Here is a 25,178-nt window from a genome sequence, read left to right on the forward strand (position 1 = left end):
CCCTAGGCAGCGAGAACCCAGCCACCGTCCTCGGTCTTAGCCAACGGCAGCATCTGGACTGCGTTGAAGGGAGGAACCTGCGGGCCCGAGCACAGGTCAACCCGGTCACGCGAGATGTGGTCCGCAGCCGAGGTGCCGTCCTCGCGGATGAGCAGGATGTAGTTGGAGTCCTGATCCACCTTGTCGGGCAGGCCTTCCGGAGCGGAGGGCAGGCCCAGCTGCTCGACGACCGATTCGGGGGTAGCTCGCGGGCACACCGCTGCTGCAGCCACAAACTCTTCGCCGTAAGCGTCCATGGGAGACACCGCAGTCAGGTGAAGGTGGGCGTCGTCAGCCGCGGCGACGGCGCGCTCAATTCCGCCGGTGGGTAAGGCAGCCTGGACAGGCGCACGCTGGGCAAGCGCCACCAGGCCGAGAATGGCAACGAGGAATCCGGCAATGATAATGCCGGCCAGGATTTTCAAGCTCTTAGTCATCGCTGCCACTTTACCCCGCAGCGCGCGGCTGCGGGCCCTAACTAACGATCTCCCAGCTAAGCTCCCGCACGTCCTGCGAGCGATCCAGGGTGAGCACCAGGTGGTTGGTGCTCAGCTGCTCCATGAGGCCTTCACCCCATTCCGCCACGACGACGGCCTCTGTCAGGTCCGTGTCCAAGTCCAGCGCGTCGATCTCGTCGAGTGGATCGGCCCCGGTGCTGCCCAAGCGGTAAGCGTCCACGTGGATTAGCGACGGTCCTCCCACCTCGCTGGGATGCTCTCGCGCGATCACGAAGGTCGGCGAGGTGACCCTTCCGCTCACCCGCATCCCACGGGCGATGCCTTGCGTAAGGGTTGTCTTTCCTGCCCCGACCGGGCCCTTGAGGATCACCAGGTCACCCGCCTCGAGCGCAGCGCCCAGCTGCTCGCCGAACGCCTGGGTCTCGGCGGCGGTGGCACACATCACGTGCCCCTGAGGGGGAAATTCGGGCTTCACTTAACTCTCCCTGTACTCGCGAACAGTGCGCCCCTTGGGCAGGCAGGCGACTTCGTAGGAGATGGTACCCAGGCGATCTGCCAGATCCTCTGCTCCCATGCCACCGGCTCCCATGATGATCGCGGTATCCCCCGGCGCGACGGCCTGCGGATTATCGCCTAGATCCACCACTATCTGATCCATGCACACCCGTCCGACCTGCTGATAGCGCCGTCCCCCAATGGTGACCTCCAGCTTTCCTTGAGCAGCGCGCGGTACTCCATCGGCGTATCCCGCTGGAATCAGGCCAACAAACCCATGCCGGTCAAAGGTGTGGGTGTAGCCATAGCTCACGCTATCTCCGGGAGCCACGGGCTTGACGGAAATAACGTCTGCCTGCCAACTCATCGCCGGGTGCAGGTTCCAATCGCCCGGCAAAGGGTCGAGCCCGTAGAGAGCCAGCCCCACGCGCACCTGGTCATAGTGCAGGTCGGGGTTTACCAGCGTGGCTGCTGAATTAGCCAGGTGATTACACGGCAGCGCAAAACCCATCTCGCGCCCCACCGAAATCGCCCGCTCGAAGGCCGCCTTTTGCTCCCCGTTTGCTGGGTGTGTGGGCTCATCCGCGCATGCGCAATGCGACATCACCCCGGTCACGCTGAGGTGCTGTGCCTGCCGCGCCAGCTCAAAGGCTCGCTCCCACAGCCGCTCCTCTATCCCAGAGCGATGCATGCCCGTTTCCACCTTGAAGCAGATCTTCGCTGGAATCTGCGCTTCCACCAGGTACTTCAGGTGCTGAAGGCTAGGAACAGCGAGCTCGATACCCGCTGCCAGGGCCTCCTCCACAGGGCCGTGCGGAGTCCACAACCACGCAAGTATGGGCTTGTCGACGCCCGCCAGGCGCAGCTCGATAGCTTCGTCCAACGTGGCTACCCCGATGGCGTCGATCCCGCGCACAGATCGTGCGACCTGCACAGCGCCGTGGTTATAGGCGTCTGCCTTGAGCACGGCCATCAACCGCACGCCAGGGCTGAGCGTTCCCCGAATCTGCTCGATGTTGTGCTGGATCGCTTCGAGGTCAATGACGGTGCGCAGCTGGTTCATCGCACTACACCTGCTCGAGGCGCATTTTCCGTGGTGATAAACCCGAGACCTTCACACATATTTGCTCAGAGTAGTCCAGGGCAGCGCCATCGGGGAGATCCTGTCAGCCTTAACCAGGTCGTATGCATTACTGTGTAAGGCGTGTCTGCGAACTTGAAGAAGCACCTGGCTCAATTGTCCAAGCGTGGTCCGCACCGCGTCCTGGTCGGCGATCTTGCATACGCCGGTATCGACGGAACGGTGTACACCCCGGCAGAAGGTAATGGCCTTCCTGCCGTGGCGTTTGGGCATGACTGGATGAAGTCGCCGAAGAAGTACCACGCGACGCTGCGCCACCTGGCCAGCTGGGGCATCGTGGTTGCGGCTCCAAACACGGAGACCGGAATCAACCCCGACCACATGGGCCTGGCGGCCGACCTTGAGTCCACTCTGCAAATCCTGGGCGGTGTGCGCTTGGGACACGGCAACGCCACGGTCAACCCGGGGCGCATGGGCCTGGCTGGCCACGGCATGGGCGCTGGCGCAGCTGTGCTTGCAGCCACCAACAACGAGCGTTGCTCCGCCGTCGCGGCCATCCTTCCCGCCGAGGTCTCCCCCTCGTCCTACGCGGCCGCGCAGAACGTGCACGTTCCGGGTCTGGTTCTTGGCTCTGGAACCGGTGGACTGTTCGGTTCCGGAAACCCCGCCAAGCTGGCGCACAACTGGGCAGGCGAGGTTGCCTACCGCGAGGTCAGCGGCATTAACCAGCAGAGCTTTAGTGAGGACACGCTGTTCAAGCTCGCAGTGGGAATGGGCTGGCCCCAGATGGCTGGCCAGGAACGCATCCGTGGCCTGGTCACGGGTTACCTCCTCTACACCCTGGCGGGTGAGAAGAAGTACTCCGACTTTGCCGAGCAGGATGCAACCGCTCCCAAGGTAGAGAGTTTCTTCGGCGACGAGCTCGCTAAGCGCGCCGACTAAGCCCACTCCCCGCGACGCAGCACACTGCGGACCTGCCCCGATCCCCGCCGAACGGAATTCGCCGGGGTCGGGGTTTTGCTATGCGCACGCTGGTTGCGCGGATTGCGCGCTGCCTCTTCCACCGTGCGCTGAGCTTGAGCTAGATTCTGCTCGAACTCAAGGAGCCGCGCGGTGGTGCGCTCCCGAAACTGCCGAGCAAACTCTTCGAATTCGTTCACCACTTACCTACCTTTCGTGCGCGCGGAGACTGCTCTGGTTCTGGTTCTGCAGGTGGTTCAGGCTCCGGCATGGGAGCAGGCTCTGGTGCCGGCGGCACTTCCGCTTGGGCAGGCTGTGCCACGTGCGCCAGTTTTTCCGGTGGTGGTGTTGGCTCCTTTACCTCGGCTAGTTCGGGCGGGGACGGCAGGACGCCATCGGGATTGGTGACTGGTTCAGGTGCTGGTTCAGGCTCTGGCTCTGGTTCAGGCTCTGGTGCGGGTGGTGGGCAATCTTGTGGTTCGGGAGCTGGTTCGCATTCCATCGCCTCGACAGCTTCGAGCAGGCACCCTTCGGCCAAGACTGCCCCGGCCAGCAGCACGGCTGCTCCGGCAACAGCTAGGGTGCCGATTGCTGCATCGGTAGAGATCGAACACGACGCCTCCACGCAGACGTTTCCAGAGACCGCGAGGGAACTTGCTGGCTCAACAGTCACGCACTCGGAACTCTCGCACGAGACCGGAACTGGCGGACAGGCGGGTGGCACCGCGGCTGCCGGTTGCATCGGGGGTTGGAGGGGTGGCTGGACGGGTGGCTGGACGGGTGGGCACACCGGATTCGATTGTGGGCCTGGTGCGGGAGGCGCGGCTGCCGGCTGTGTCGGCGGCTCCACGGCAGGCGGCTCGACGGCAGGCGGGCACACCGGTTGCGGTGTGACGGTGACCGGCTGCGTCGGTGGGGCCGGAGGTGCTGGCGAAGGTGTTGGCGAGACCTCTGGCGGGGCGGGCGGTGAGGACGGTGAGGGCGGACATGCTGGTGTGGCAGCCGCTGGTTGCGCACACGCGGTTTGCGTCGCGGGTTCTGCCTTCGCACACGCCGGCGGAGGTACTGGTGGCGTCGATTCCTGCTGTTCACAGTGCTCCTCGCAGATACCTGCACAGGTATCAAAGCACTTGGCAATCATCTGATCCCGGTCCTGACACGTGCTCATGGCGCTGTGCAGGGTGTCCTCGATAAGGGAGGCTCCGACCGAGATGATCGTTCCGGCTAGCATCCCCACCGGATTCGCGCGCAGAACCATGGTGAGCGCCTGAAGCATGGGAAGAGCAGCCAGTAAAAGCTCCTGGATACCCAGGCAGGAGTCGTCGACGATCGTGTCAACCGCCGTGCAGCACTCATCAACCTTGGTGGTTACGCGGTCCGCGCTTTCACGCTCGCGCTGGTAATTTTCGTCCTCCTTGGTCAAGGCCTCGGTGATCAGCCCACCAGCAACCCCGATGGCCAGGTTTGCGGCCAGCCCGACCAGCCCAGTTCCAGGTCGCATGTGTCCCCCACCGCGTGCCGCCACGAGGCTGGCCTCGCGGATGGCGGAGGTGTCTATGCCGTCGATTGCGCGGATGGCGTGAGCGAGCTGGTCCGGCGCCACCGAGGGGCCGCCATAGCGCCCGGCGGCGCTGACCTGAAAACCAGCGACGGCAGAAGAGAATTCCTGCGCTAGGTGTGCAGCCTGAGCAGCCTTCATCGCCCCGCCTTAAACGATTGGGCCACCAACTCATTAGCGTGAGCGATGGCGGAGAGCTGCTCGGCGGATGCTTGGGCTTGGGCTTGCCGGGCGTCGATACGCACCTGACCTAAGGCGTGGACCCGCTGGAGGACCTCATGCATGCGCCTCGCCTGGCGCCCGAAGTCTCTGCCCACGCTGCCTGCGGGCACATGCGGGGTGGCCGCCGCGTGAACGCGGGCGAGCTCAGTGGCTTCAGCATCGAGATTGGCAAGCGCGGACAGTGCCGAGTCATGGTCGTAGTCCACGTGTCCGGTGTTCATAGAAAAATCCCCTCGATCAATCGTGGTGTTTTCCAGCAACACCTCACGTGCTGCCGTCACCCATCTTTGACGGGGAAAACACCGCGACGGTTCCTTCGAGGGGAAAGTTTTTAGGGCTTTCTACACTGCGGAGACCACCGCGGCGATGCGCCCGGCGACCTTGCGGGCCTGCTCCTTATCAGCGGCCTCCACCATGACGCGGAAGAGTTCCTCGGTACCGGAGGGACGCAGGAGGATGCGACCGGTCTGGCCAAGTTCCTCTTCTGCCTGCGCCTTGGCGCTGATGACGTCCGGGTTGTCCAGGATGGCGGACTTGTCGGAGACCGGAACGTTGATGAGTACCTGCGGGAGCACCGTCATCACCTCAGCAAGTTCCTTGAGCGACTGGCCAGTCATGGCCATCCGCTTCATCAGGTGAAGGCCGGTCAACGTGCCGTCGCCGGTCGTGGAGTGCTCCGGCATGACCACGTGTCCGGACTGCTCGCCGCCCAGAGCGAAGCCACCGCGGCCCAGCTCCTCGAGGACGTAGCGATCCCCGACCTTGGTCTGCTTCATAGCAATGCCCTCGCGCTCCATGGCGAGCGTGAGGCCAAGGTTGCTCATGACGGTGGCCACCAGCGTGTTGTAGCGCAGGTCATTTTCCTGCTTCATACCCACGGCCAGGATCGCCATGATCTGGTCGCCATCGACGACGTTGCCCTCCGCGTCGACGGCCAGGCACCGGTCGGCGTCGCCATCGTGTGCCAGGCCCAAGTCGGCGCCGTGCTCGACGACGGCCTTTTGCACCTGTTCGATGTGGGTGGAACCGCAGTTGTCATTGATGTTGTAGGCGTTGGGCTGGTCGAAGATCGTGACTACCTCGGCCCCGGCCGCTTCGTACGCCAGCGGTGCTACTCGGCTGGCCGCACCGTTGGCCGTGTCCACCACAACCTTGATGCCCTTGAGGTTCACCGTCATGGATTCGGCGAGGTGGTTGAGGTAGCGTCCCCGAGCGTCGGGGGCCTCCTCGATCACACGGCCGATGCCCGTTCCGGTAGGCCCCTCTGCTTCTAGTTCGTCCATGGCGCGCTCGATCTCGTCCTCCAACGAATCGGGAAGCTTGCGGCCACCGGCGGAGAAGAACTTGATGCCGTTATCCGGCATGGGGTTATGCGAGGCAGAGATCATAACGCCCAGGTCCGCACCGTAATCATCGGTAAGGAAGGCAACGGCCGGAGTCGGCAGGACGCCGACGCGCAGCACGTCCACTCCGCGGGAGGCCATACCCGCGGCCATGGCTGCAGCGAGCATCTCGCCGGATACGCGGGGATCACGCCCGATAATGGCCGTCGGGCGGCGCTCATGGGACCGACGATCCTTGGTGAGCACCTGCGCAGCGGCTGCCCCCAAGCGCATGGCCAGCGGGGCGGTCAGGGTCTTGTTCGCGAGGCCGCGAACTCCGTCAGTACCAAAGAGTCGAGTCATACCGACGATTATGCCTGTTGCCGTGGTTTCGCTTCGAGGTGGGGATCGCTACTCGACGTCCAACTCAACCGAATGTGGCAGATTCTCACTGGACGTTCCCACATGGAACACATAGGTACCGGGCCGGACAACGAAGTCTTGCTCATTGGCATCCCACACACCCAGCGGATGCGACGCACCGGCCACATCCAGCGTGATCGTGACCTGCTCGGTCGCACCTGGCTGCAGATCGACCTTCTGGAATCCCACCAGGCGGCGCGGCGGCTGACCTGCCACCGGGATCTCCGCATACACCTGGACGACCTCTGCGCCGGCTCGGCTTCCGGTATTGGTCACCGAGGTGTTGATCGTCACCGTTCCCCGCTCGGCAACACCCGACTGCACGTCCTGGGTTTGCAGCTCACACTCACCGATGTCGAAGGTGGTGTAGCTCAGGCCGAAGCCGAATTCGAAGAGGGGACGAATTCCCTGTGCCTGGTGCCAGCGATAGCCCATTTCCAGGCCCTCGGAGTAACGCATGACCGGGTAACCCGCGCCCTCGTCCACGCCGGGATAACGCGATGGATTGTTCGCGTAGCAGGTGTCATCCTCGCTGGCCGGGTAGCTCATGGGCAGCTTGGCGCTCGGGTTGTGATTACCCAGCAGGACGTCGGCGACCGCGTGGCCATCCTCTTGCCCCTGGTTGAAGGCCTCCACAAGGGTGTGCGTCTTCTCCAGCCAGGGCATAAGGACGGGGTCGCCGTCCTTGAGCACCACCACGGTGCGATCGTTGGCATCCGCAAGCGCGTCGATGAGTTCGTCCTGGCGCTTGGGCAGGTGCATCGTCTCCTGGTCTGCGCCTTCGGTGGTGACCAGTCCGGCCATGACGATCACCGTTCCGGCCTGGGCCGCACGAGCGCGCACCTCGTCCAGGTTGGACATGTCGTCTGCCACCGTGAACACATCGACCTTGTTGTGGGCACCTCGCTCAGCAAGAACGTCGATAAGCCCCTGTGCGGGCGGCACCGGTCGGGTCGGGATGACCTGGGACGAACCGCCGCCGCAGTTGCAGATGTGGTTGGCAAAGTCATCGATGCCCACGATGAGGATGTCCCCCGCGGTCTCTGGGGCCAGCGGAAGCAGGTCGCGCTCGTTTTTGAGCAACACGATGACCTTGGCCGCAGCTTCACGGGCGAATGCGGCACCGGCATCGATATCGATTCCGGTGACCTCGCGGGGCGCATCGAACTGGCCGAAGCGGAACATCTGGGTGTAGCGACGGATCAGGGCTCGGTCGATCGTCTCCATCTCCAGGATGCGCTGATCCAAGGCATGCTCGATGTTCTCCATCGTCATCCAGTTGTGGTCGGGCATCTCATGATCCAGGCCGGCGTTGAGCGACTGAGCGGTGGAGCGAGTGGCCCAGAAGTCGGACTGCACATAGCCGTCGAAGCCCCACTGATCGCGCAGAACCGTGGTGAGCAGCCAGTAGTTCTCGCAACCATAAGTGCCGTTGAGGCGCTGGTAGGAGCCCATGATGCAGCCGACTTCTCCGTCCTTGACGGTCATCTCGAACGGCAGTAGGTAGAGCTCGCGCATGACGTTCTCGGCTGCCTTGACGTCGTAGCGGAAACGCTCCTTCTCCTCGTCGTTGAGGGCGAAGTGCTTGGCTTCTGCGATGACGTTCTTGGACTGCACGCCGCGGGTGACCTCCACGCCCATGACGCCTGACAGGTACGGGTCCTCCGAGAAGTACTCGAAGTTGCGCCCTCCCACGGTGACGCGCGCCAGACACATGCCCGGTGCCTCGAGCAGGTGCTGGCCCAGGGCAGCGGTCTCGGTTCCCATGAGCTCGCCATAGCGACACGCTAGGTCCGCATCGAAGCTTGCTGCCAGGCCCAAAGTTGCCGGCAGAGCGGTTGCTGCCGGGGAGGGCGTGCCGTCGCCCATGCCCACGCCCACCGGGCCGTTGGTGATGTTCAGGCGTGGGATACCGAGTTCTTCTACCGGATCAGCATGGCGCCAGACATTGAACTGATCCACGTCGATGTCGGAAAGATCCAGGTTGTAGGGGTTGATGGTGGTCATCGCCCCGCCCAACTGGTCCACCTTTTGTTCCAGGGTCATCTCGGCAACCAGCAGGGTTGCCCGCTCGCGTGGGCTGAGGTCAGTGTTCATCCAAGGCTTGTCCATGTCTCTAGCCTAGCCCCAATGGTCTGACCATATGAGTGATTTTTACCCCACAAAAGCACAACGCCGCCGGCACCCGCACAAAGTGCGAGTAATACCAGCGGCGTGAATGCCTGGGCAGTAAACCTTAACGCTTGGAGTACTGCGGAGCGCGACGGGCCTTGTGCAGACCAGCCTTCTTGCGCTCGACGGCACGAGCGTCACGGGTGAGCAGGCCGGCCTTCTTCAGGACGGCACGGTCAGCCGGGTTGTACAGGTTCAGCGCACGGGCGATAGCCAGGCGCAGAGCACCGGACTGACCGGTCGGGCCACCACCGTGGATGTTGGCCTTGATGTCGAACTGACCCTCGCGCTCGAGGATGGTCAGCGGGGTCAGCAGGTCCTGCTGGTGCACCTTGTTGGGGAAGTAATCCTCCAGGGTGCGGCCGTTGATGGTGATCTCGCCGGAGCCCGGCTTGAGCACGATGCGGGCGATGGCGCGCTTACGGCGACCAACGGTCTGGATCGGACCCTCGTGGACCGGAGCGGCCTCCTCGACGGAGCCCTCAGCCTCGGAGGAGGTGTTCAGAGCATCGCCGATGGTGTAGCCGAAGTCCTCGGAAGCAGCCTGTGCGGCAGCGATGTCCTCAGCGGACGCGACGTCGTTGGTGGTGTTCTGATCAGTCATTACTGGGTCACCTGCTTGAACTCGTAGGGCTCGGGCTGCTGACCGGCGTAGGGGTGCTCGGATCCAGCGAAGACGTGCAGCTTCTTGATGGAGGCGCGGGAAAGCTTGTTGTGCGGCATCATGCCCTTGATAGCTTCCTCGATGACGCGCTCCGGGCGCTTGTCCAGAGCCTGACCCAGGGTCATGGACTTCAGACCACCCGGGTAGCCGGAGTGGCGGTAACGCATCTCGCGCTCACGCTTGTTGGAGGAGGTGTGGATCTTGTCAGCGTTGATCACGATGACGTGATCGCCGGTGTCCACGTTGGGTGCGAACTGCGGCTTGTGCTTGCCACGCAGCAGGTCAGCTGCGGTGGAAGCAAGCTTGCCCAGCACCACGTCGGTTGCGTCGATGACGTACCACTTGCGGGTAATGTCACCGCTCTTCGGGTGGTAAGTAGACATGCATGACTCCTTTAAAAGTCTGTCTAGAGGTTTTGCCGGCCAACTGCACTGCGCAGTGAGTCGCTAAGCCATCGGCGGCCGGTGGAGACCCGATCGGCTGAGCGGGGCATGAAGCCCACTACGCACACAAGAGCTCAATACTATTGCACGGCGGGCGTACAACAAAACCGCCCAACCACGCCCGAAAGTGTGGCTGAGCGGTGACCCTCCGCGCTCGCGCCTGCCCCCAGTAGTAAGCGCGGAGAGTGCTGTGCTGACTACTGCCAGGAGGCAGCAGCACGACGGTTGATGTCGCTCATGGTGTTGTTTCCCTCGGCGAGGGTGTCAGAGATGGTGGACAAGATGGTGTTGAGCTCCAGTGCCGCGGAATCCCACTGTGCCTGTGCAGCCTGGTACGCGGTCGAGGACTCGCCCTCCCAGGTGGAGATCATCGGCTGCAGCTGACGCTTGAGGTCTTCCAGCTCGCTTCCGATGCGCGCCGAGGTGGAGCGAATATCTGCCGCTGCGTTGTCAATCTCGCCAAACTGGTACTTGATGGTGGACATTGTTGGTTCCCCTTCGTGGTTAGAGGTTGAGCCCGGAGGCTACGGAATTGAACGCGGTCTCGTTGCTGGCCTCGACGTCGGAGAAGTTGCCGGCGTTGGAGCGCAGGTTTTCTGCAATGGACGTCAGTGCCTGTTGCAGGCGCTGCGCGGCGGCGTCGTAACGCTCCATGAGGTTGTCAAAGCTGGCCTGGGCGGTGCCTGCCCAGGATCCGCGGAGGGTGTCCACAACATCGGCCAGGCGCGACAGCTCGCCCTGAACGCGGGCGTTAGTGTCATCGACGTTGGCTGCCGTGGATACCATCACCTCGGCTTCGGTAGTAAACAGCTGGGTCATGAGCTCTTCCTTCTCTCACGTGGATGTGCGGTGGTTTAAAGGCTGCGGTGTGGCTCTCGCTGCCCTCACTGTTCTTTGACTGCCGGAAAAGGGATTCGGTTCCCTGGGGAGGAAAAGTTTTTTAACCCGGTTGCTCGAGCTTCACCGAATCCACCGCCATCGAGCAGGTGGCGTGTTGGCTCACCGTCGGTGGAGTACGGAAGTGGCACCCCACGCTCAATTGCTTGTCCCCCTCTACCCAGGTGGTCCAACGCACCTGGGAGCCATCACCGGGACGCTCCAGGTAATGGGCTCGCGGTTCCTGGAAGCGATAGCTTTCCAGCTGTGGATCGGATTCGACGAGCCGCTCTACCTCTTTTGCAATGGCATCCCCGTCGAGGCCGAACACGTCATCGACTGCCAGATGGATGACCATGTTGGGGTCTTGCCCCCGCGCCTCGACCGTGCCATCACCTGGTTCCAGTGTGAAGCCCGGAGGCAGCGTGACCCGGAATCCGTGGCCAGCTACGTCCACTGCACTTGGTGTGGTGGTTGTGGGCGCAGCTGCGCGGGTGGTCGAGGAAGCCACAGTCGAAGAACTGGTGGGCGGCGCCGTTTCTTGCACCGTCTCACCACGCCCAGAAAGGGCTGCCCAGCCCGCAGCGGCGCATCCCAGCGCGACGAGCACACCTACCCCGGCAATCATCACGCCTCGGGGAAGCGTTTGTGACCGCCCTCTCCAGCGGTGCTTGCCCCCGGACGGCGGCGCAGCTGACTCTTCCTCTGCGGGCAAGCTGGGCTCGTCTTGTTCGGCCAAGCGCGCAGAAATTCCCTTGGCTGTGAGTAATCCGATGAGCGAATCTGCTGTAGATGCAGGTGCGTCGATAAGCACCTCAACCTCGGGCCAGTGCTCGGCACTCAGAGCGCGGATCTGATCTACTACAGCGCTGCGAGCCCAGCCTTCCTCCACACCGGTACCGGGAAGGTCGTAGCGGTAAACAACGTCGGTGGGGTCTACGCCGTCGAAGACCGTGGCGGTATCGAAGACTGTCACGCTCACCTGGGGCTTGTGGGTGGTGGGCGGTGGACTTAATCGCTGGGTCATTATTGAACCTCCTCCGTGCGGCGAGCGATCTGAGTGAGTCCCACGAGGTTTCCGCGCGAGACGAACACGCCTCGCCCTGTTGGTTGGGGTCCGCACCGCACGCCGAAAATTTGTCCGTCGTCACGATCTGTGTCCATAACCAATGCCGATGGTTGCTCCGCCCGCAGTGCGGACAGGAAGCCACTGAAGAGAGCACGGTTGATGCCGGCCGACTTACGCGCAACAATCACTCGCAAACCGATATCCCGTGCATGTGGCAAGAGCGCCAGCAAGGGATGGAGGTCGCTTTCGCTGATGAGCTCGAGATCGTCAATAATCACGACGATCTCCGGACCCGACCACCAGGAGCGCTCCTTGAGCTGGGCTGGTGTGACATCAGCCCCCGGCAGACGGGTGTTCAGCGTGGTGACGGTGGCGCGGATCGCCTCTGTGATGGCGCTTGACGACGCCCCATAGGCCGCCACCATCGAATCTTTCGCCTCCGCCAGGTGTGCGCGGCGCGGGTCCAGGATGACCATGCGCGCTCGCTCGGGCCCGAGTGATTCCACACCGGCCATGACGGTGGAGACCACTGTGGACTTTCCCGCCCCAGATTGCCCGAGCACCACCAGGTGGCGATCCGCATGTTCCGTGAGGTAGATCCATCCGAGTCGCGCTCCACCTTGCCCCAGCGCTATCGCGCCAGGCTGGTGCGGGATGCTTTCCAGCGCAAGCAGGGCGGGAAGCGTGGCCAGTGCGGGTACGGGCACTTGCCCCTGTTTTTCCGCAGTATGGCGAATGTGTTCGACGTCCTGGGAGGAGGTAAACGCCACCAGGCTGTGTTGACCATCGGAGGTGACAGACCTCCCCGGAAGAGTGGGCACCTTCTCCTGTGCCTTGCGGTCGACGAGCGAATCCAGGGACTCGGTGAGTTTGAGCTCGACGCGGTGAGCGATGAGGTCACGCATCGCCGGTCGCAGCACGCTCCATCGCGGGGTGGAGACCAGCAGGTGACAATTCGCTGCTGGGCCGTCGGCGACCAGGCGGGTGCACGCCTCCACCAGGTCGTCCAGCCCAGAGTTCGGTGAAGCAATGGCGTGCCACCCGTCAATGACTAAGAAGGTTCTGCGGTTCTCTGGTGAGTCAATGAAGCCGCATACTTCGTCGACGATGCGCCGGGCGGTTTCGTCATCGCCACGCCCGGCGTAACCGGCTACGTGAGGCAAACGGGCCAATCCGCTGAGTGAGGAACCGGCAAGGTCGATGACGTAAAACCGGACCTCTGCGGTCGTGTTCGCGGCTGCCAGCGCGGCAACCAGTGTTTTCAGCGTCATCGACTTGCCCGACTGCGGCCCTCCGCACACGGCAACGTGTCCGCCCGCTGTCCGCAGATCCAGGCTGAGAGCGTCTTGGCGCTGATGGTAGGGCCGATCGATGAGCCCGATGACGGGGCGCATGGGAATTTCGGCGTCGGCCACATCGGGCAGCTCTATGCGCACAGGCAGGGGATCCAGCCAGACCTTGTGCGCAGCCAACCCGCGTGACTGGGCGGCCGCCCGCGACAAAGCCACGATCTCCTCGAGAACGGTTGAGGAGTGATCCGGAAGATAAGAGTCTTCGGAACTCTGGTTAGCCCAATCAACGCTGCTGAGCAGCTCCACCTGCCCTGGACCCGTGGATTCCGTGCCGCTCGCTACCCGGCGCGGAACCGGACCGGATACGTACGCGCCCTGGAACCGGATGAGACGCTCTGCGTCCGCTTTGAGGTATCCCGCACCGGGCTGAGCGGGAAGTTGGTAGGCGTCGGGTACTCCAAGGACCTGGCGCGATTCCGCCGCGGAGAAGGTCTTCAAACCGATCCGGTAGGACAGGTGGGAATCCAGCCCGCGGAGCTTGCCCTCCTCCAATCGTTGGGAGGCCAAGAGTAGGTGGACCCCCAGTGAGCGCCCCAGGCGACCAATGGCGACGAACAGCTCGGCGAAATCCGGGTGCTGTCCGAGCAACTCCGAGAACTCATCGACGATGATGACCAGCGCCGGCAGGGACGGCAGATCATGCCTGGTTGCTCGAGCGGCGGCATAGTCGGTGATGTTCGCGAAGTTTCCGGCAGCTCGCAGGACTTCTTGGCGACGGTTGAGCTCGCCAGATAGTGCGTCGTACATGCGATCAACGAGTCCGGCTTCGTTTTCTAGGTTGGTGATCACGGCGGAGGTGTGCGGGGCCGACTCGCAACCGAGGAAGGTGGCGCCGCCCTTGAAATCCACCAGGACCAAGTTGAGATCCTCCGGGCTATGCGTGGCCACCAGGGCGGCAACCAGGGACTTCAGCAGCTCCGACTTACCGGAGCCCGTGGCGCCAATGATCAGTCCGTGCGGTCCCATACCTCCGTGAGCGGATTCCTTGAGATCAAGCCTGACCGGGGCCTGTGATTCTGTCGTGCCGATCGGCACGTTGAGGCGGCCGCGGGCACTCAGTTCTCCGGACCACAAAACTTCCGGGGCCACGTCGCTCAGATCGGCGATTCCCAGAAGCCCGAGTAACCCGCCTGCTCCCGGCGCGAGTACGCCTTCCGGCCGGCTGTAGCGGGTCATGGCTCGAGCAAAGATCCGGGCTTCTCGCTCGCTGAACGCATCCGCCTTGCCGAGGTCCTCGACCCCGGCTGCGGTGTACACCCGCAGACGTTCGTCCACGCTCAGAGCCAGGCCTTCGGTCTCTGCACGCACCCCCAGAGCGCTGGCAGTCGGATGTGGCGAGAGGTCCACGATCACGTTCCACTCCGGGTTATCGATGAACTCTTCGGTACCAGTGGTGGCCAGATCGTCGATAAGCAAAATTCGATACTTGGCCTGATCCGCCTGCATCGCATGAGGTAGCCACCGCAGCCACTCCCAACCCTCGCCCTGTGCAACGATGCCCACGGTTTCGGGACCGTGGGCAGTGACCAGTTGGGCGACCATGGCGCGCGCAGCGGAACGCGCTCCGGAACCGGAAAGAGAGAGGAAGCGAAACGCCCGCAGCTGCACCGAGATGGGCATCTGTTCCACGGTGGATACAGCAGAAACGGTGGCCCGCAAGCTGACCGCGCACACGGGTTCTAGTTCTTCCGGCGCGGCGGATTCCTTGACGTCCAGGCGGCTGCTCAACGCCGCTGGCCCCAGGCCGAATCGCACCTCCAACACATCTGGGTCGTCGCTGCCGCGCTCCCACATGCGATTGGTGCCCACGCGTGCCAGGAGATCAGCCGGATCTGGATGGCGGTGCATCTCATGTGCTCGCTGGGCATGGGCATCGGCCAGGGCCTTTTCCCGAACTACGGCGAGGTGACGCAGATAGGTCCGCCGGGTTTCGTCTACGTCCCCCTCGGTCTGTGGCGGAGCGAACATCATGAGCATCGATACGCCCATCATGAGAGGAAGCACCAACATCATGGGACTGGCGTTGCGCCCACCGGCAAAGACCAGGACCACCATCGCAGCAACAGCTGCCACCATGACCACGGGCATGAGAATGCGGACCACGGGTGTGGGCTGCGGGCGCTGTGCTGTCGGCACTGCATCCACCGTGATGACCCTCTCCGGTTTCGGAGGGGCAGGATCGCGCTGGCTCGGCGGCGTTGGCTCAACAACCCACTGCTCGTGGGTGGCAAAAGTAACTCCCATTAAATGATTCGCTTTCCCCCGAAAAATGCGTTGTGTTCACGAACGCTTCTTGCTTGTGCAAGGTCCCCCGACCTTTCGTTCCACCGCATCGGTGGACACGGGGCTGATAGTAGGCGAAGATGAGCGCGTTGGCAGGTGGGGGCCTGGCAACGATTCACGCAAGGGGGAAGCGAATTGACCATGTCCAGCGGGATAACTGCGGCTACAGAGCCACCACGTAGCCATTCACTGCGGATCACGGTGCGCGTTCATGTGGGGTCATACATCCGCGAGGTGGACCTATCCGTACCTGCCTCGTCGGCACTGGCAGAGATGCTGCCCGCAATCCTTGACCTCTGCGAGGCGCCCACTATCAGCCGACCGTGGCGAGCCTCGACAGCTAACGGAAGTGCCGTCCCCATGTCCCACGCCATCATGGACACAGGCATTGGGCACGGTGACGTGGTTGTTCTCTCTCCTTCCGAGCCTGTCGACGCCCCCATCATCCGCGATTCGGCCGAAGCCCTGGTAGCCCAAGTCACCGGTTCGGGAGCGCGCGGAATTCTTCCGCTAGCCGCGATCATCGGCGCTGCGGGGTTAGGGGTTATCGCCTGGCACCTCAGCAGTCCCGTGGTGGCAGGCGCCGTCGTAGCAATCTGCGCGGCCTTGCTGTTTGCCCGGCACAGAACCTGTGGAGCCTATGCGGTTGTGTCAGCGGTGGCTGCGGGTGGTGCAGCTGGCTGGGCAGTTGCCGATGCCGGAGTGCCCGCTACTGCGACTGGCGTGGCGTGGATTGCTGCGACGAGTGTGCTGATGACCTTGACTGTGGCGGCAGCAGCAGCCTGGTTAAGCGCCACCATGGTCAGAAGTCTGGTGGGGCTGATCACCGCCTGCGTTATTGCGCTCTGCGCGAGCCTTGGCTTCGGCGTGGCTTACCTTTCTGGCACCGGATTAGTCCAGGCGCCCGCTGCGCTGGCAACGCTGGGGGCTCTTGCCGTATTTGCCATCGCCCCAGGCATGGCCACCACGCTGGCCGGCCTGGAGGTCTTTCGGCTTCCGACCGCAGGCCAAGACCTCTCCTACTCCGACTCCTTCCAGCCCGACGTGGATTTACGGGCGCGCCGGGCTCGCATGGTGGCCGATGGAATGGCGAGCGGAGCGGGCGTCGTTCTCGTGGTCGCACTGGCGTGCCTGGGCTTCGTCGGTGGCCTGGCAGTACAACTGTGCGCGCTAGCGGTTGCCGGAGCCACCGTGGTGCATGCAGCACGACACCGCAGTCCAGCTTGGGCGTGGGCGCTGGGGCTAAGTGCAATCACGGCGTTGAGTGTGGTCACTATTGCGCCGCTGCGCGGGGACGCTCCGGCGCACCCTGTACACCTGGTGCTGGCGGGTTGTGCTGCCGTGGCTTGCGCGAGCGCACCACTGTGGCTGCGGGAGATGAATCCCTCCCCCACTACTTTGGCCTGGTGGGAACGCGCCGAAATGGCCGCTTTGGTCGCCACCATCCCGCTCGCAGCCTGGGTGGCCGGAGTGTTCGCCCTAGTGCGAGGTCTGGGATGATCAGGCACACTGTGAGCGCTTGCGCAATGCTGGCGCTAGCAGCGGTTCCGGCTCAGGCCCAGGAAGCGGATCGTTGCCCAGCGCCCGTCTCGGCCAATCCTGCTCCGCCGCCTCGACAACCTGCGGATGCGGTGTATCCCACCGACTTCGCCACGGGGGAGGGAGTGCTCGTGGCGGTCATCGATACGGGGGTCGCGGCTCACCCCGAACTCACCGAGGTCGTCCCCATCGCTGACTTGGTCACCCCGGATACACCCAATCCGCATTTCGACTGCGACGGCCACGGGACCGTCGTCGCCGGAGTGATCGACAGCGTGGCCCCACACGCCCGCATCGGCTCCGTCCGGCAGACCAGCTCTTACGTGCGCAAGGACGAAAACTCACTTACCAGCGGGAGCATCGCATCCCTGGCCGAGGCGATCAACAAGGCCCTCGATCACCACGCCCGCGTGATCAACATTTCCGTCGTGGCATGTCTGCCCGCTTCCCAAGCGTCGCAGGTGGATAAGTCAGCGCTTGTCGACGCCCTTGCTCGCGCGGAGCGAGAGAACGCCGTAGTCGTGGCTGCCTCAGGTAACGCAACCCAAGACTGCACACAGGATTCGGTGGTACTTCCTACCCAGGAGCCAACGGCACTTTCCGTAAGCGCACTCGGTGCGGATCCCTATACGTTGGCTAGCTATGCGCTGCCCGTTCGAGGTGACAAGACCGCGCTGGCAGCACCTGGCCGTATTCCCTTTGCGCTGTCTCCCCGTGGGGATGGTTGGGCGCGCGGCATGAGTCAGGGCCAAGGCCAGGTCAACCCGTTTGAGGGGACGAGCTTTGCCGCGCCTGTCGTCTCGGGCACCGCGGCGCTGTTAATTCAGCGCCACCCGCAGGCGAGCGCACGGGAGATTCGCGAGCTCATTGTGGCCTCTGCCCAGCCTCCGCTCGGGGTGGTGGATCCCCTCGCTGCGGTAACGCAGGCGCCGCGTCACCAGGAGCAGGCCCGGACTGTCGAGCTGGCTGTGCCCGCTTCCCCGGAGTCCTCGGGAGTGCGCACTGGCCAGTTGATTATCGCAGCGTTGGCTTTGCTTTCCGCAGCATCCGTGCTTATCAGCGCCTACGTTCAAGCCCCAAGAACTCGAAGGCGGGGCTCAACCAGTCCAAGCCGCCGTAGAACCAACTGGCCCAGGCCACGAGCGCAAGTGTGGCAATCGTAATCAGCGTAAAGAGCGTCATGATCAGCCATCGCAGCCAGCGAGGTTGCGCCCGATACCAGGTGCTCACCCGGTCAAACGTTGCTAGTCCCCAGGTGAGCAGGCGCCGAGCCCACGCCACCTCTAAGGCAAGGATGGAGATCCCGGCGAAGGTGATTAACCACCCTTGGCCAGGAAGCGGGATGGCAATGATCCCGATAATGACAACGAGTGCACCCAGCGCGATGGTGGCCGGGCGCACCAGCCAGCCATGCTTACGGGTCTTCCAGCGTGCATGCATGTGCTCCAACTGAGCAGCTCGCGTGAGCACAGCATCTCGCATAGTGGCCATAATGTGGCTAACGATAGCCGCTGGGGGAAAGTTCCCCGCTACTAATAGGCGACTGGAGTTCGCGCGGCCTGGGTATCTAGCACGGGCCCCCGAGGCAGAAGGTCAATGACCCGGTGATCCGCGGCCACCGGGGCCGGAGCCCCCAACAGATCTAGAGCGCCCGGGGCGACCTCATGCCGCAACCCATGAGGCGTGACCACCTGGTGGCCCGCACCAGTATCTACCACCACGGCCCCCGACTCTAGCCCGGCAAAGTGACCTGCAGGTGCATCCCCAGGCAACTCTGCCCCGCGGAGTCCTCCCGGCGCAGTTCCCACTCCCCCGCCTGGCAGCGAGCACACTCTCATTCCCAGCGGGTCAATGAAGCGCAGTTTGTCCTCGGGAAGAGGCAGCGGGGCCATGGGAGCAAGCTGCGCTACGCGCGACGCGGAGACTCTTTCCTCGGTGACCCCGAGCTCCTTGAGGATGCGCTCCTGCGTGGAGGTCACTGCGATTGCTGCATTCTCGTGCTGTGCAAAGGTAGTCGTGGCGTCGTTAAGCAATGTCACCCCGTCTGGAACCGTCCACGGCTCACGCTCAGAAATTGCGCTCAGCCCCGCGCCAGAGACGTCCAACCGCGGGGTCTCCGGTGAGATTCCCACCGCCCGGCGCAGTGCTCGGCCTTCCGGGGATTCCTCGGAGGGAAGCTCATTTCGACCAGCCGCAGTCAGAACCCAATCCCCCGTGGGAGAAGAGACCAGCACTGCCTCGCCTACTCCCAGGGGTGTGGGCAGCGCGTTGTGCGGTACCGCCTCGACTCCCACGGTGCCAGCGTCATCATGGCACGCCACAAAGCTAGCGTCGCTGGTCTGTGAAAAGGCGCCAGGAGCAGGGAAGATTCCCATCAACGGCCCCTTGGGAGCCTCCGCGAAATGCTGCGCACCAATGGCAGCTGGCGCCCCGGGCTCCCCGGTGATAAGGCGCGCGGAGGCAAGGTTGGTCACCGGATGGAGGCGCTCGCCCACCCACACGTGCAAGCTTCCATCCTCGGTACGCACGATGGGAGCCTGACCCGGATTCGCCTGCGGAGCCACCCACGCCATGAGCCCGGCGGCCATCATCCCGAGGACCAAGGCCACCACCCCGAACAGGCTGGCCCTGGCCCGGGAGCGCAACGGGTCATGGATCATGCGGATATCCCCGAATACCAGGCCGTGCTGCATACGTCGTCGCAAGAAGCGGTGCCCCGATACTTGGGCGCGCGTCGTTGGCAAAAGCACCGAGCTCATGAGTCATCTCCCCCCGAAGATCACATTCTCGAAGGGGACTTTACATCGCAGTCGTCTCCCCCGCTGGCTGAGGCTGGTCCCGGCGGGCACGGGTGGTAAGCGCACGCTCTCCTAGCTTGTCGACGCTGGGATAACGCACCTGGGTGAGGCTAAGCCCCTTCGCGGGCGCGACGGGAATCCGGGAGGAACGAGACTGTTCATTGAGCAGTTCGAGGATGAGCCCGGTGTCGGCGTTTCCTTGGCCGATCTTGAGGCAGGCTCCCACCAGTGAGCGCACCATTGACCAGCAAAAAGCATCGGCTACGACGTGAGCACGGTAGAGCTGTGGCTGATCCGGGGTGGAAATGTCCTCCCAGGAAAACTCCAGAAGTTCACGCACCGTGGTCGCATGCGGGCGAGCCTTGCAGAACGCCGCAAAGTCTTGCAGACCGATGAGCATAGAGGCCGCTGCGTTCATAACATCCAGATCGACTGGTCGGTTCCAGACGGCGGTATCGCGGGTCCGGAGAGGATTCGCACCCGAGGGATGGGTGGTCACCCGGTAGGAGTACGTGCGGTCCAAGGCCGAGAACCGGGCATCGAAATCCTTCGGCGCGAACGTAACGTCCCTAATCACCAGGTCATCGCGCAGAAAGCGCCCTAAGCGTCGCACAAGACGGGCCGGGTCTCCGTCGATGGAGCGCTGCTGCAGTGACTCCTCGGGGACGTCCACATGGGCAACCTGGCCGGTTGCGTGCACGCCTGCGTCGGTGCGACCCGCCACGGTCAGCTCGATCGGCGTGCGCAAGATCAGTGTGAGTGCCTTTTCCAGCTCCCCTTGGACTGTTCGCAACTCCGGATCTTTCTGCGCAGCCCAGCCGTGGAAGTCAGTTCCGTCGTAGGCCAGATCCAATCGCAAGCGTGTGGCAGACATAGACGTCGATGCTACCTGGGCATGGGAAAGCCCCCACCACAACCTTCAGTCGCGGTGGGGGCTCGCCGGGGCTCCCGGGTGGGAAGAGAGTTTTACTTCTCCTCAGCAGCCTCGGTTGCCTCCGGTGCCTCAACCTCAGCCTCAGCCTTGGTCTCCTCTGCCTTGGCTTCCTCAGCCTTCTTGGAAGCAGCAGCGCGGGTAGCGCGGGTTGCCTCGGCAGTGGCGGTCTCCTCGAGAACCAGGGAGATCTGGGTCATCGGGGCGTTGTCGCCGGAGCGGTTCTCCAACTTGATGGAGCGGGTGTAACCGCCCTCGCGGTTGGCGAACTTCGGTGCCAGGTTGTCGAACAGGTGCGCAACAACGTCCTTCTGCGGAACCTGAGCGAGCACTGCGCGGCGGTCGGCGATGGTGCCGGACTTAGCCTTGGTGATCAGCTTCTCCGCGTAGGGGCGAAGCATCTTCGCCTTGGCATCGGTGGTCTTGATGGCGCCGTGCTGGAACAGAGCGGATGCGAGGTTAGCCAGAATGTGCTTCTGGTTAGCCGCGGAGCCGCCGAGACGAGCGCCCTTCTTCGGGGTAGGCATGTGTTACTCCTCGTGTACGGATAGTGAACGCTTGGTCACAAGCGCGCGTGTTTACTCGGAATCCTCGATATCAGTCTCGATGAAGTCACCGGTCTCCGCGTCGTAGCCCTCCAGGACCGTCGGATCGAAGTCCTCCGGAGCGTCCTTGAGAGTAAGGCCAAGCTGGGACAGCTTGATCTTGACCTCGTTGATGGACTTCTGGCCAAAGTTGCGGATGTCCAACAGATCCGACTCCGTGCACTCAGCGAGCTCGCCGACGGTGTGGATCTCCTGGCGCTTGAGGCAGTTGTACGAGCGCACCGAGAAGTTCAGGTCCTCGATCGGCATGCTGTAGGAGGCGATGTACTCGGTCTCCTGCGGCGACGGGCCGATCTCAATGCCCTCGGCAGCGGTGTTGAGCTCGCGGGCCAGGCCGAAGAGCTCGACAAGGGTGCCGCCAGCGGATGCCATGGCATCGCGGGCAGTGATGGAGTTCTTGGTCTCCACGTCGAGGATGAGCTTGTCAAAGTCGGTGCGCTGCTCCACACGGGTGGCCTCAACCTTGTAGCTCACCTTGAGCACCGGGGAGTAGATCTGGTCAACCGCAATGCGTCCGATCTCGCTGGATCCACCGGTAGCTGCCGGAACGTAGCCACGGCCACGCTCCACGATGAGCTCCATGTCGATCTTGGCCTGCTCATTCAAGGTGGCGATGTGCAGATCCGGGTTGTGGATCTCCACACCAGCCGGCGGCTGGATGTCGCCTGCGGTGACAACACCCGGACCTTCCTTGGACAGGTACATGACGACCGGCTCGTCAGAGTCGGAGGACAGAACCATTCCCTTCACGTTGAGGATGATCTCGGTGACATCCTCCTTCACGCCGTTGATCGTGGTGAACTCGTGGAGAACACCGTCGATCTTGATGCTGGTCACGGCCGCTCCCGGGATGGAAGACAGCAGCGTGCGGCGCAGCGAGTTACCCAGGGTGTAGCCGAAGCCCGGCTCGAGCGGTTCGATGATGAACCGGGAGCGAGCAGAGTCGACGTACTCCTCGGTCAGCGTGGGGCGCTGGGAAATGAGCATGGTGTGAAACTCCTTTGTCGGCGACCGCTATATGACGCCGGTAGAAGGTGATTGACGAGACAGGAATCGAGTGATTCCCAATTGCTGAAGCACGCTGCAAACAACGTGCCCAACAGTGAAGCGATTTACTTCGAGTAAAGCTCGACGATGAGCTGCTCCTGCAGCGGAACGTCGATCTGAGCGCGCTCGGGCAGCTGGTGCACGAGGATGCGCAGGGTGGACGGAACGACCTGCAGCCAAGCCGGTACCACGGCGTCGGCCAGGCTGTCCTGGGCCTCTTCGAACCACAGCATCTTGCGCGACTTCTCGCGCACGTCGATGATGTCGTACTGGGTGACGCGGTGAGAAGGAACGTTGGTCTTCTTACCGTTCACGGTGAAGTGGCCGTGGGAGACGAGCTGACGTGCCTGACGACGGGTGCGGGCCAGTCCAGCGCGGTAAACCACGTTGTCCAGACGGGACTCCAGCAGGATCAGCAGGTTGTCACCGGTCTTGCCGGGGAGACGGTTGGCCTCCTCGTAGTAGCGACGGAACTGCTTCTCCATGACGCCGTAGGCGAAACGAGCCTTCTGCTTCTCCTGCAGCTGCAGGAGGTACTCGGACTCCTTGATGCGAGCGCGGCCAGCCTGTCCCGGAGGGTAGGGGCGACGCTCGAAGGACATGTCGCCGCCGACGAGGTCAACGCGGAGACGACGGGACTTACGGGTAACGGGGCCGGTATAACGAGCCATTGTTTCTTACCTTTTCCTTTCCCTAGACGCGGCGACGCTTCGGCGGACGGCAGCCGTTGTGCGGCTGGGGGGTCACATCCGAAATCGAGGAGACCTCGAGGCCGGCGGCCTGGAGGGAACGGATGGCGGTCTCGCGGCCCGAACCCGGGCCCTTAACGAAAACGTCGACCTTCTTCATGCCGTGATCCATAGCCTTGCGGGCAGCGTTCTCGGCAGCCATCTGCGCAGCGAACGGCGTGGACTTACGGGAGCCCTTGAAGCCGACGTGGCCGGAGGATGCCCAGGAGATCACAGCGCCGTTCGGGTCGGTGATCGACACGATGGTGTTGTTGAAGGTGGACTTGATGTAGGCGTGGCCCTGGGCCACGTTCTTCTTTACGACGCGACGGCCGGTACGGCGCGCGCCGGAACGAGTCTTCGGAGGCATGTGTTACTTCTTCTTTCCTGCGATCGTCTTCTTCGGGCCCTTACGCGTACGAGCGTTGGTCTTGGTGCGCTGACCGTGGACCGGCAGGCCGCGGCGGTGGCGAAGACCCTGGTAGGAGCCGATTTCAATCTTGCGGCGAATGTCGGCAGCAACCTGGCGGCGGAGGTCACCCTCGACCTTCCAGGTGGACTCGATGACATCGCGCAGTGCGGACAGCTGATCGTCGCTCAGGTTGTCCGTACGCAGGTCAGGAGAAATCTCGGTGCGCTCGAGAAGCTCCTTGGCACGGGCGGGGCCGATGCCGTAGATGTAGGTAAGTGCAACCTCCATGCGCTTATTGCGCGGGAGGTCCACACCAGCAAGACGTGCCATGTGGCAAACCTTTCAGGTTACTGCGGTGGTTTTCTCCCCACTCGTCCTCGATTGCGTGAAAACAACGAGGCTCCGGCCACCGCGGCCGGAGGTCTAAAAGGTGTGCTGCAGCATGCACTGTCAGATCGCGTGTCGACGCTGCGAACGCTTACACACCCTGGGTGAGGAGGCGGTCTGGTTTTACTTGTAGCGGTAGACGATACGGCCGCGGGTCAGGTCGTAAGGAGACAGCTCTACAACCACACGATCCTCGGGGAGGATACGAATGTAGTGCTGGCGCATCTTGCCCGAGATGTGGGCAAGAACCTTGTGCCCGTTGTCGAGCTCGACACGGAAGTTTGCGTTGGGCAGGGGTTCGATAATGCGACCCTCAACCTCGATTGCGCCTTCTTTAGCCATAACCTCGTTCATTCCCAGCACCGATTCGGCACTGTTTCGTCTCACGTACAGGTAGGCCTTCAAGCTCAACTGCTTGAACACCAACTGACCACCTTAGTCTTAAGGCGCGCAAAAACACAAGCCGCCGCTCCTACCCTTTCTCCCGGGCGGGGCGGCGGCTTTTCCAGACCTACGTGCTGGCTAGAAGATGTAGACGGTATCGCCGATCTGCAGGTCGTCGAAGTACTTCACTGCGTCATTGTGATTGAGGTGGACGCAGCCGTTCGACAGCACCTGCGGGCTACCCTCATGGAAGGCGTGACCGTTGTTGGTGAAGTAGATCGCGAACGGCATTGGTGCGTTGTTGAACTCGTAGGAGATCTCATCGCGAACCTTGCGGGTCACGTGGAAGGTTCCGTTCGGGGTGGCGTCCTCTGGAGTCGGGGCGCCAGCCGAGATATTCACCGGACCGTAGGTGACTCGGCCATTGTCCTGCAGCCAGGAGATGCTGCGCTTCTGATCCACGCACACATCCGCGCTCGCCGGGCAGGAACCGGTGTCAAAGCTCGGTGCCGGGGCGGGAGCCGGAGCCGGCGCTGCCTCGGGCTTGGGGGTGTGGCGCCCGACGATTCCCGGGAAGATGCCTTCCAAGATTCCGTCAACGAAAGTGACCAGCTGCTCAGACTGCATCGGGTTGAGGACGGCCGTTGCCTGGGAAACCAACAGCTGGCGAGTCTGCCACGCCTGCTCCTCCGCCCCGGACGTCAAATCCTGACGCCATTGGTCCAGGTTGAAGTCAGGAGCAAACTGCTCGATTGCGGCCGCGGGATCACTCGACGTCTGCGCGGACGCTGTCGGCGCGAACACGACAGAAACGGACATGATAGCTGCTGCGGCACCTGCGGCTGCGCGTCGAATAGCGCGGCCTCCCCGAGTGGAAGTTTTCATAGCCCCTCAGTATAAGCGTTAGCTCATGAATTAGTGCGATCGGGG

General features: G+C 63.1%; 27 protein-coding genes. 3 read left to right on the forward strand and 24 right to left on the reverse strand.

Annotation, left to right across the window (positions count from 1 at the left end; genetic code table 11):
- Positions 1 to 2 precede the first annotated feature (2 nt).
- From FHE74_RS04725 to alr, 3 genes are read right to left on the reverse strand one after another with little or no spacing between them, the layout of a single operon-like run.
- Positions 3 to 476, reverse strand: coding sequence for a hypothetical protein (locus FHE74_RS04725; protein ID WP_139465353.1), 474 nt, complete (start codon positions 474 to 476; stop codon positions 3 to 5).
- 37 nt (positions 477 to 513) lie between these two features.
- The gene (tsaE, locus tag FHE74_RS04730) at positions 514 to 972 is read right to left on the reverse strand and encodes a tRNA (adenosine(37)-N6)-threonylcarbamoyltransferase complex ATPase subunit type 1 TsaE (protein WP_425456323.1); all 459 of its coding nucleotides are present in this window, start codon (positions 970 to 972) and stop codon (positions 514 to 516) included.
- Complete coding sequence (gene alr / locus FHE74_RS04735) at positions 973 to 2,055, reverse strand: alanine racemase (protein ID WP_139465354.1); 1,083 nt, start codon at positions 2,053 to 2,055, stop codon at positions 973 to 975. It lies immediately after the preceding gene.
- Between the two features lie 141 nt (positions 2,056 to 2,196).
- Between alr and FHE74_RS04740 the strand changes: the two genes are divergently transcribed.
- The gene (locus FHE74_RS04740) at positions 2,197 to 3,015 is read left to right on the forward strand and encodes a poly(ethylene terephthalate) hydrolase family protein (protein ID WP_139465355.1); all 819 of its coding nucleotides are present in this window, start codon (positions 2,197 to 2,199) and stop codon (positions 3,013 to 3,015) included.
- Here FHE74_RS04740 and FHE74_RS04745 read toward each other — a convergent pair.
- From FHE74_RS04745 to eccCa, 11 genes are all read right to left on the reverse strand, one after another.
- Positions 3,012 to 3,233, reverse strand: a complete 222-nt coding sequence (locus FHE74_RS04745) for a hypothetical protein (protein ID WP_246049189.1) — start codon at positions 3,231 to 3,233, stop codon at positions 3,012 to 3,014. The two genes, FHE74_RS04740 and FHE74_RS04745, sit on opposite strands and share 4 nt — an antisense overlap.
- A complete protein-coding gene (locus tag FHE74_RS04750) occupies positions 3,230 to 4,732 on the reverse strand; it encodes a hypothetical protein (protein ID WP_139465357.1) in 1,503 nt (500 codons plus the stop codon). Before FHE74_RS04750 ends, FHE74_RS04745 begins: the two co-directional genes overlap by 4 nt.
- On the reverse strand, positions 4,729 to 5,034 hold the full coding sequence (locus FHE74_RS04755; protein ID WP_139465358.1) for a hypothetical protein: 306 nt from the start codon (positions 5,032 to 5,034) through the stop codon (positions 4,729 to 4,731). The genes FHE74_RS04750 and FHE74_RS04755 overlap by 4 nt, the downstream gene beginning before the upstream one ends.
- A gap of 120 nt (positions 5,035 to 5,154) precedes the next feature.
- Positions 5,155 to 6,498, reverse strand: a complete 1,344-nt coding sequence (gene glmM / locus FHE74_RS04760; RefSeq protein WP_139465359.1) for a phosphoglucosamine mutase — start codon at positions 6,496 to 6,498, stop codon at positions 5,155 to 5,157.
- Between the two features lie 48 nt (positions 6,499 to 6,546).
- Positions 6,547 to 8,670 carry a beta-glucosidase family protein gene (locus tag FHE74_RS04765; protein ID WP_139465360.1) on the reverse strand — a complete coding sequence of 708 codons (2,124 nt, stop codon included), beginning with the start codon at positions 8,668 to 8,670 and terminating at the stop codon, positions 6,547 to 6,549.
- 124 nt (positions 8,671 to 8,794) lie between these two features.
- Positions 8,795 to 9,334 carry a 30S ribosomal protein S9 gene (gene rpsI, locus FHE74_RS04770; protein WP_139465361.1) on the reverse strand — a complete coding sequence of 180 codons (540 nt, stop codon included), beginning with the start codon at positions 9,332 to 9,334 and terminating at the stop codon, positions 8,795 to 8,797.
- Positions 9,334 to 9,777: a 50S ribosomal protein L13 gene (rplM, locus tag FHE74_RS04775; RefSeq protein ID WP_139465362.1), complete on the reverse strand. Its 444-nt coding sequence runs from the start codon at positions 9,775 to 9,777 to the stop codon at positions 9,334 to 9,336. The genes rpsI and rplM overlap by 1 nt, the downstream gene beginning before the upstream one ends.
- 257 nt (positions 9,778 to 10,034) lie before the next feature.
- Positions 10,035 to 10,322, reverse strand: coding sequence for a WXG100 family type VII secretion target (locus tag FHE74_RS04780; protein WP_139465363.1), 288 nt, complete (start codon positions 10,320 to 10,322; stop codon positions 10,035 to 10,037).
- 19 nt (positions 10,323 to 10,341) lie between these two features.
- Positions 10,342 to 10,656, reverse strand: a complete 315-nt coding sequence (locus FHE74_RS04785; protein WP_139465364.1) for a WXG100 family type VII secretion target — start codon at positions 10,654 to 10,656, stop codon at positions 10,342 to 10,344.
- Positions 10,657 to 10,777: 121 nt separating this feature from the next.
- Positions 10,778 to 11,740, reverse strand: coding sequence for a type VII secretion-associated protein (locus FHE74_RS04790; protein ID WP_139465365.1), 963 nt, complete (start codon positions 11,738 to 11,740; stop codon positions 10,778 to 10,780).
- Complete coding sequence (eccCa, locus tag FHE74_RS04795) at positions 11,740 to 15,378, reverse strand: type VII secretion protein EccCa (RefSeq protein WP_139465366.1); 3,639 nt, start codon at positions 15,376 to 15,378, stop codon at positions 11,740 to 11,742. Before eccCa ends, FHE74_RS04790 begins: the two co-directional genes overlap by 1 nt.
- 180 nt (positions 15,379 to 15,558) lie before the next feature.
- Here eccCa and eccD point away from each other — a divergent pair, with 180 nt between their 5' ends.
- Together eccD and FHE74_RS04805 are read left to right on the forward strand one after the other, a co-directional pair.
- Entirely contained in the window at positions 15,559 to 16,917 is a 1,359-nt protein-coding gene (eccD, locus tag FHE74_RS04800; RefSeq protein ID WP_139465367.1) for a type VII secretion integral membrane protein EccD, read from the forward strand.
- An 11-nt stretch (positions 16,918 to 16,928) separates the two neighbouring features.
- Positions 16,929 to 18,119, forward strand: coding sequence for a S8 family serine peptidase (locus FHE74_RS04805; protein WP_246049190.1), 1,191 nt, complete (start codon positions 16,929 to 16,931; stop codon positions 18,117 to 18,119).
- On the opposite strand, the gene FHE74_RS04810 is transcribed toward FHE74_RS04805, so the two are convergent.
- The 10 genes from FHE74_RS04810 to FHE74_RS04855 all read right to left on the reverse strand — a co-directional run bounded on the left by FHE74_RS04810 (position 18,013) and on the right by FHE74_RS04855 (position 25,133).
- Positions 18,013 to 18,447: a TIGR02611 family protein gene (locus FHE74_RS04810; protein WP_139465369.1), complete on the reverse strand. Its 435-nt coding sequence runs from the start codon at positions 18,445 to 18,447 to the stop codon at positions 18,013 to 18,015. The two genes, FHE74_RS04805 and FHE74_RS04810, sit on opposite strands and share 107 nt — an antisense overlap.
- A gap of 41 nt (positions 18,448 to 18,488) precedes the next feature.
- Positions 18,489 to 19,715 (reverse strand): type VII secretion protein EccB, encoded by a 1,227-nt coding sequence (gene eccB / locus FHE74_RS04815; protein ID WP_139465370.1) that lies wholly within the window; start codon positions 19,713 to 19,715, stop codon positions 18,489 to 18,491.
- Positions 19,716 to 19,755: 40 nt separating this feature from the next.
- A complete protein-coding gene (gene truA, locus FHE74_RS04820) occupies positions 19,756 to 20,628 on the reverse strand; it encodes a tRNA pseudouridine(38-40) synthase TruA (protein WP_139465371.1) in 873 nt (290 codons plus the stop codon).
- Between the two features lie 92 nt (positions 20,629 to 20,720).
- A complete protein-coding gene (gene rplQ / locus FHE74_RS04825; protein WP_139465372.1) occupies positions 20,721 to 21,212 on the reverse strand; it encodes a 50S ribosomal protein L17 in 492 nt (163 codons plus the stop codon).
- Positions 21,213 to 21,263: 51 nt separating this feature from the next.
- On the reverse strand, positions 21,264 to 22,277 hold the full coding sequence (locus FHE74_RS04830; protein ID WP_139465373.1) for a DNA-directed RNA polymerase subunit alpha: 1,014 nt from the start codon (positions 22,275 to 22,277) through the stop codon (positions 21,264 to 21,266).
- Between the two features lie 125 nt (positions 22,278 to 22,402).
- Positions 22,403 to 23,008: a 30S ribosomal protein S4 gene (gene rpsD, locus FHE74_RS04835; protein WP_139465374.1), complete on the reverse strand. Its 606-nt coding sequence runs from the start codon at positions 23,006 to 23,008 to the stop codon at positions 22,403 to 22,405.
- A 22-nt stretch (positions 23,009 to 23,030) separates the two neighbouring features.
- Complete coding sequence (gene rpsK, locus FHE74_RS04840) at positions 23,031 to 23,435, reverse strand: 30S ribosomal protein S11 (RefSeq protein ID WP_139465375.1); 405 nt, start codon at positions 23,433 to 23,435, stop codon at positions 23,031 to 23,033.
- Positions 23,436 to 23,438: 3 nt separating this feature from the next.
- Positions 23,439 to 23,807, reverse strand: a complete 369-nt coding sequence (gene rpsM / locus FHE74_RS04845; RefSeq protein ID WP_139465376.1) for a 30S ribosomal protein S13 — start codon at positions 23,805 to 23,807, stop codon at positions 23,439 to 23,441.
- A 180-nt stretch (positions 23,808 to 23,987) separates the two neighbouring features.
- Positions 23,988 to 24,206, reverse strand: a complete 219-nt coding sequence (gene infA, locus FHE74_RS04850) for a translation initiation factor IF-1 (RefSeq protein ID WP_139465446.1) — start codon at positions 24,204 to 24,206, stop codon at positions 23,988 to 23,990.
- A gap of 180 nt (positions 24,207 to 24,386) precedes the next feature.
- A complete protein-coding gene (locus FHE74_RS04855) occupies positions 24,387 to 25,133 on the reverse strand; it encodes a L,D-transpeptidase (RefSeq protein ID WP_139465377.1) in 747 nt (248 codons plus the stop codon).
- Positions 25,134 to 25,178 lie beyond the last annotated feature (45 nt).

Origin of the sequence: Corynebacterium tapiri (genome assembly GCF_006334925.1) — a bacterium.
GTDB classification, from domain to species: domain Bacteria; phylum Actinomycetota; class Actinomycetes; order Mycobacteriales; family Mycobacteriaceae; genus Corynebacterium; species Corynebacterium tapiri.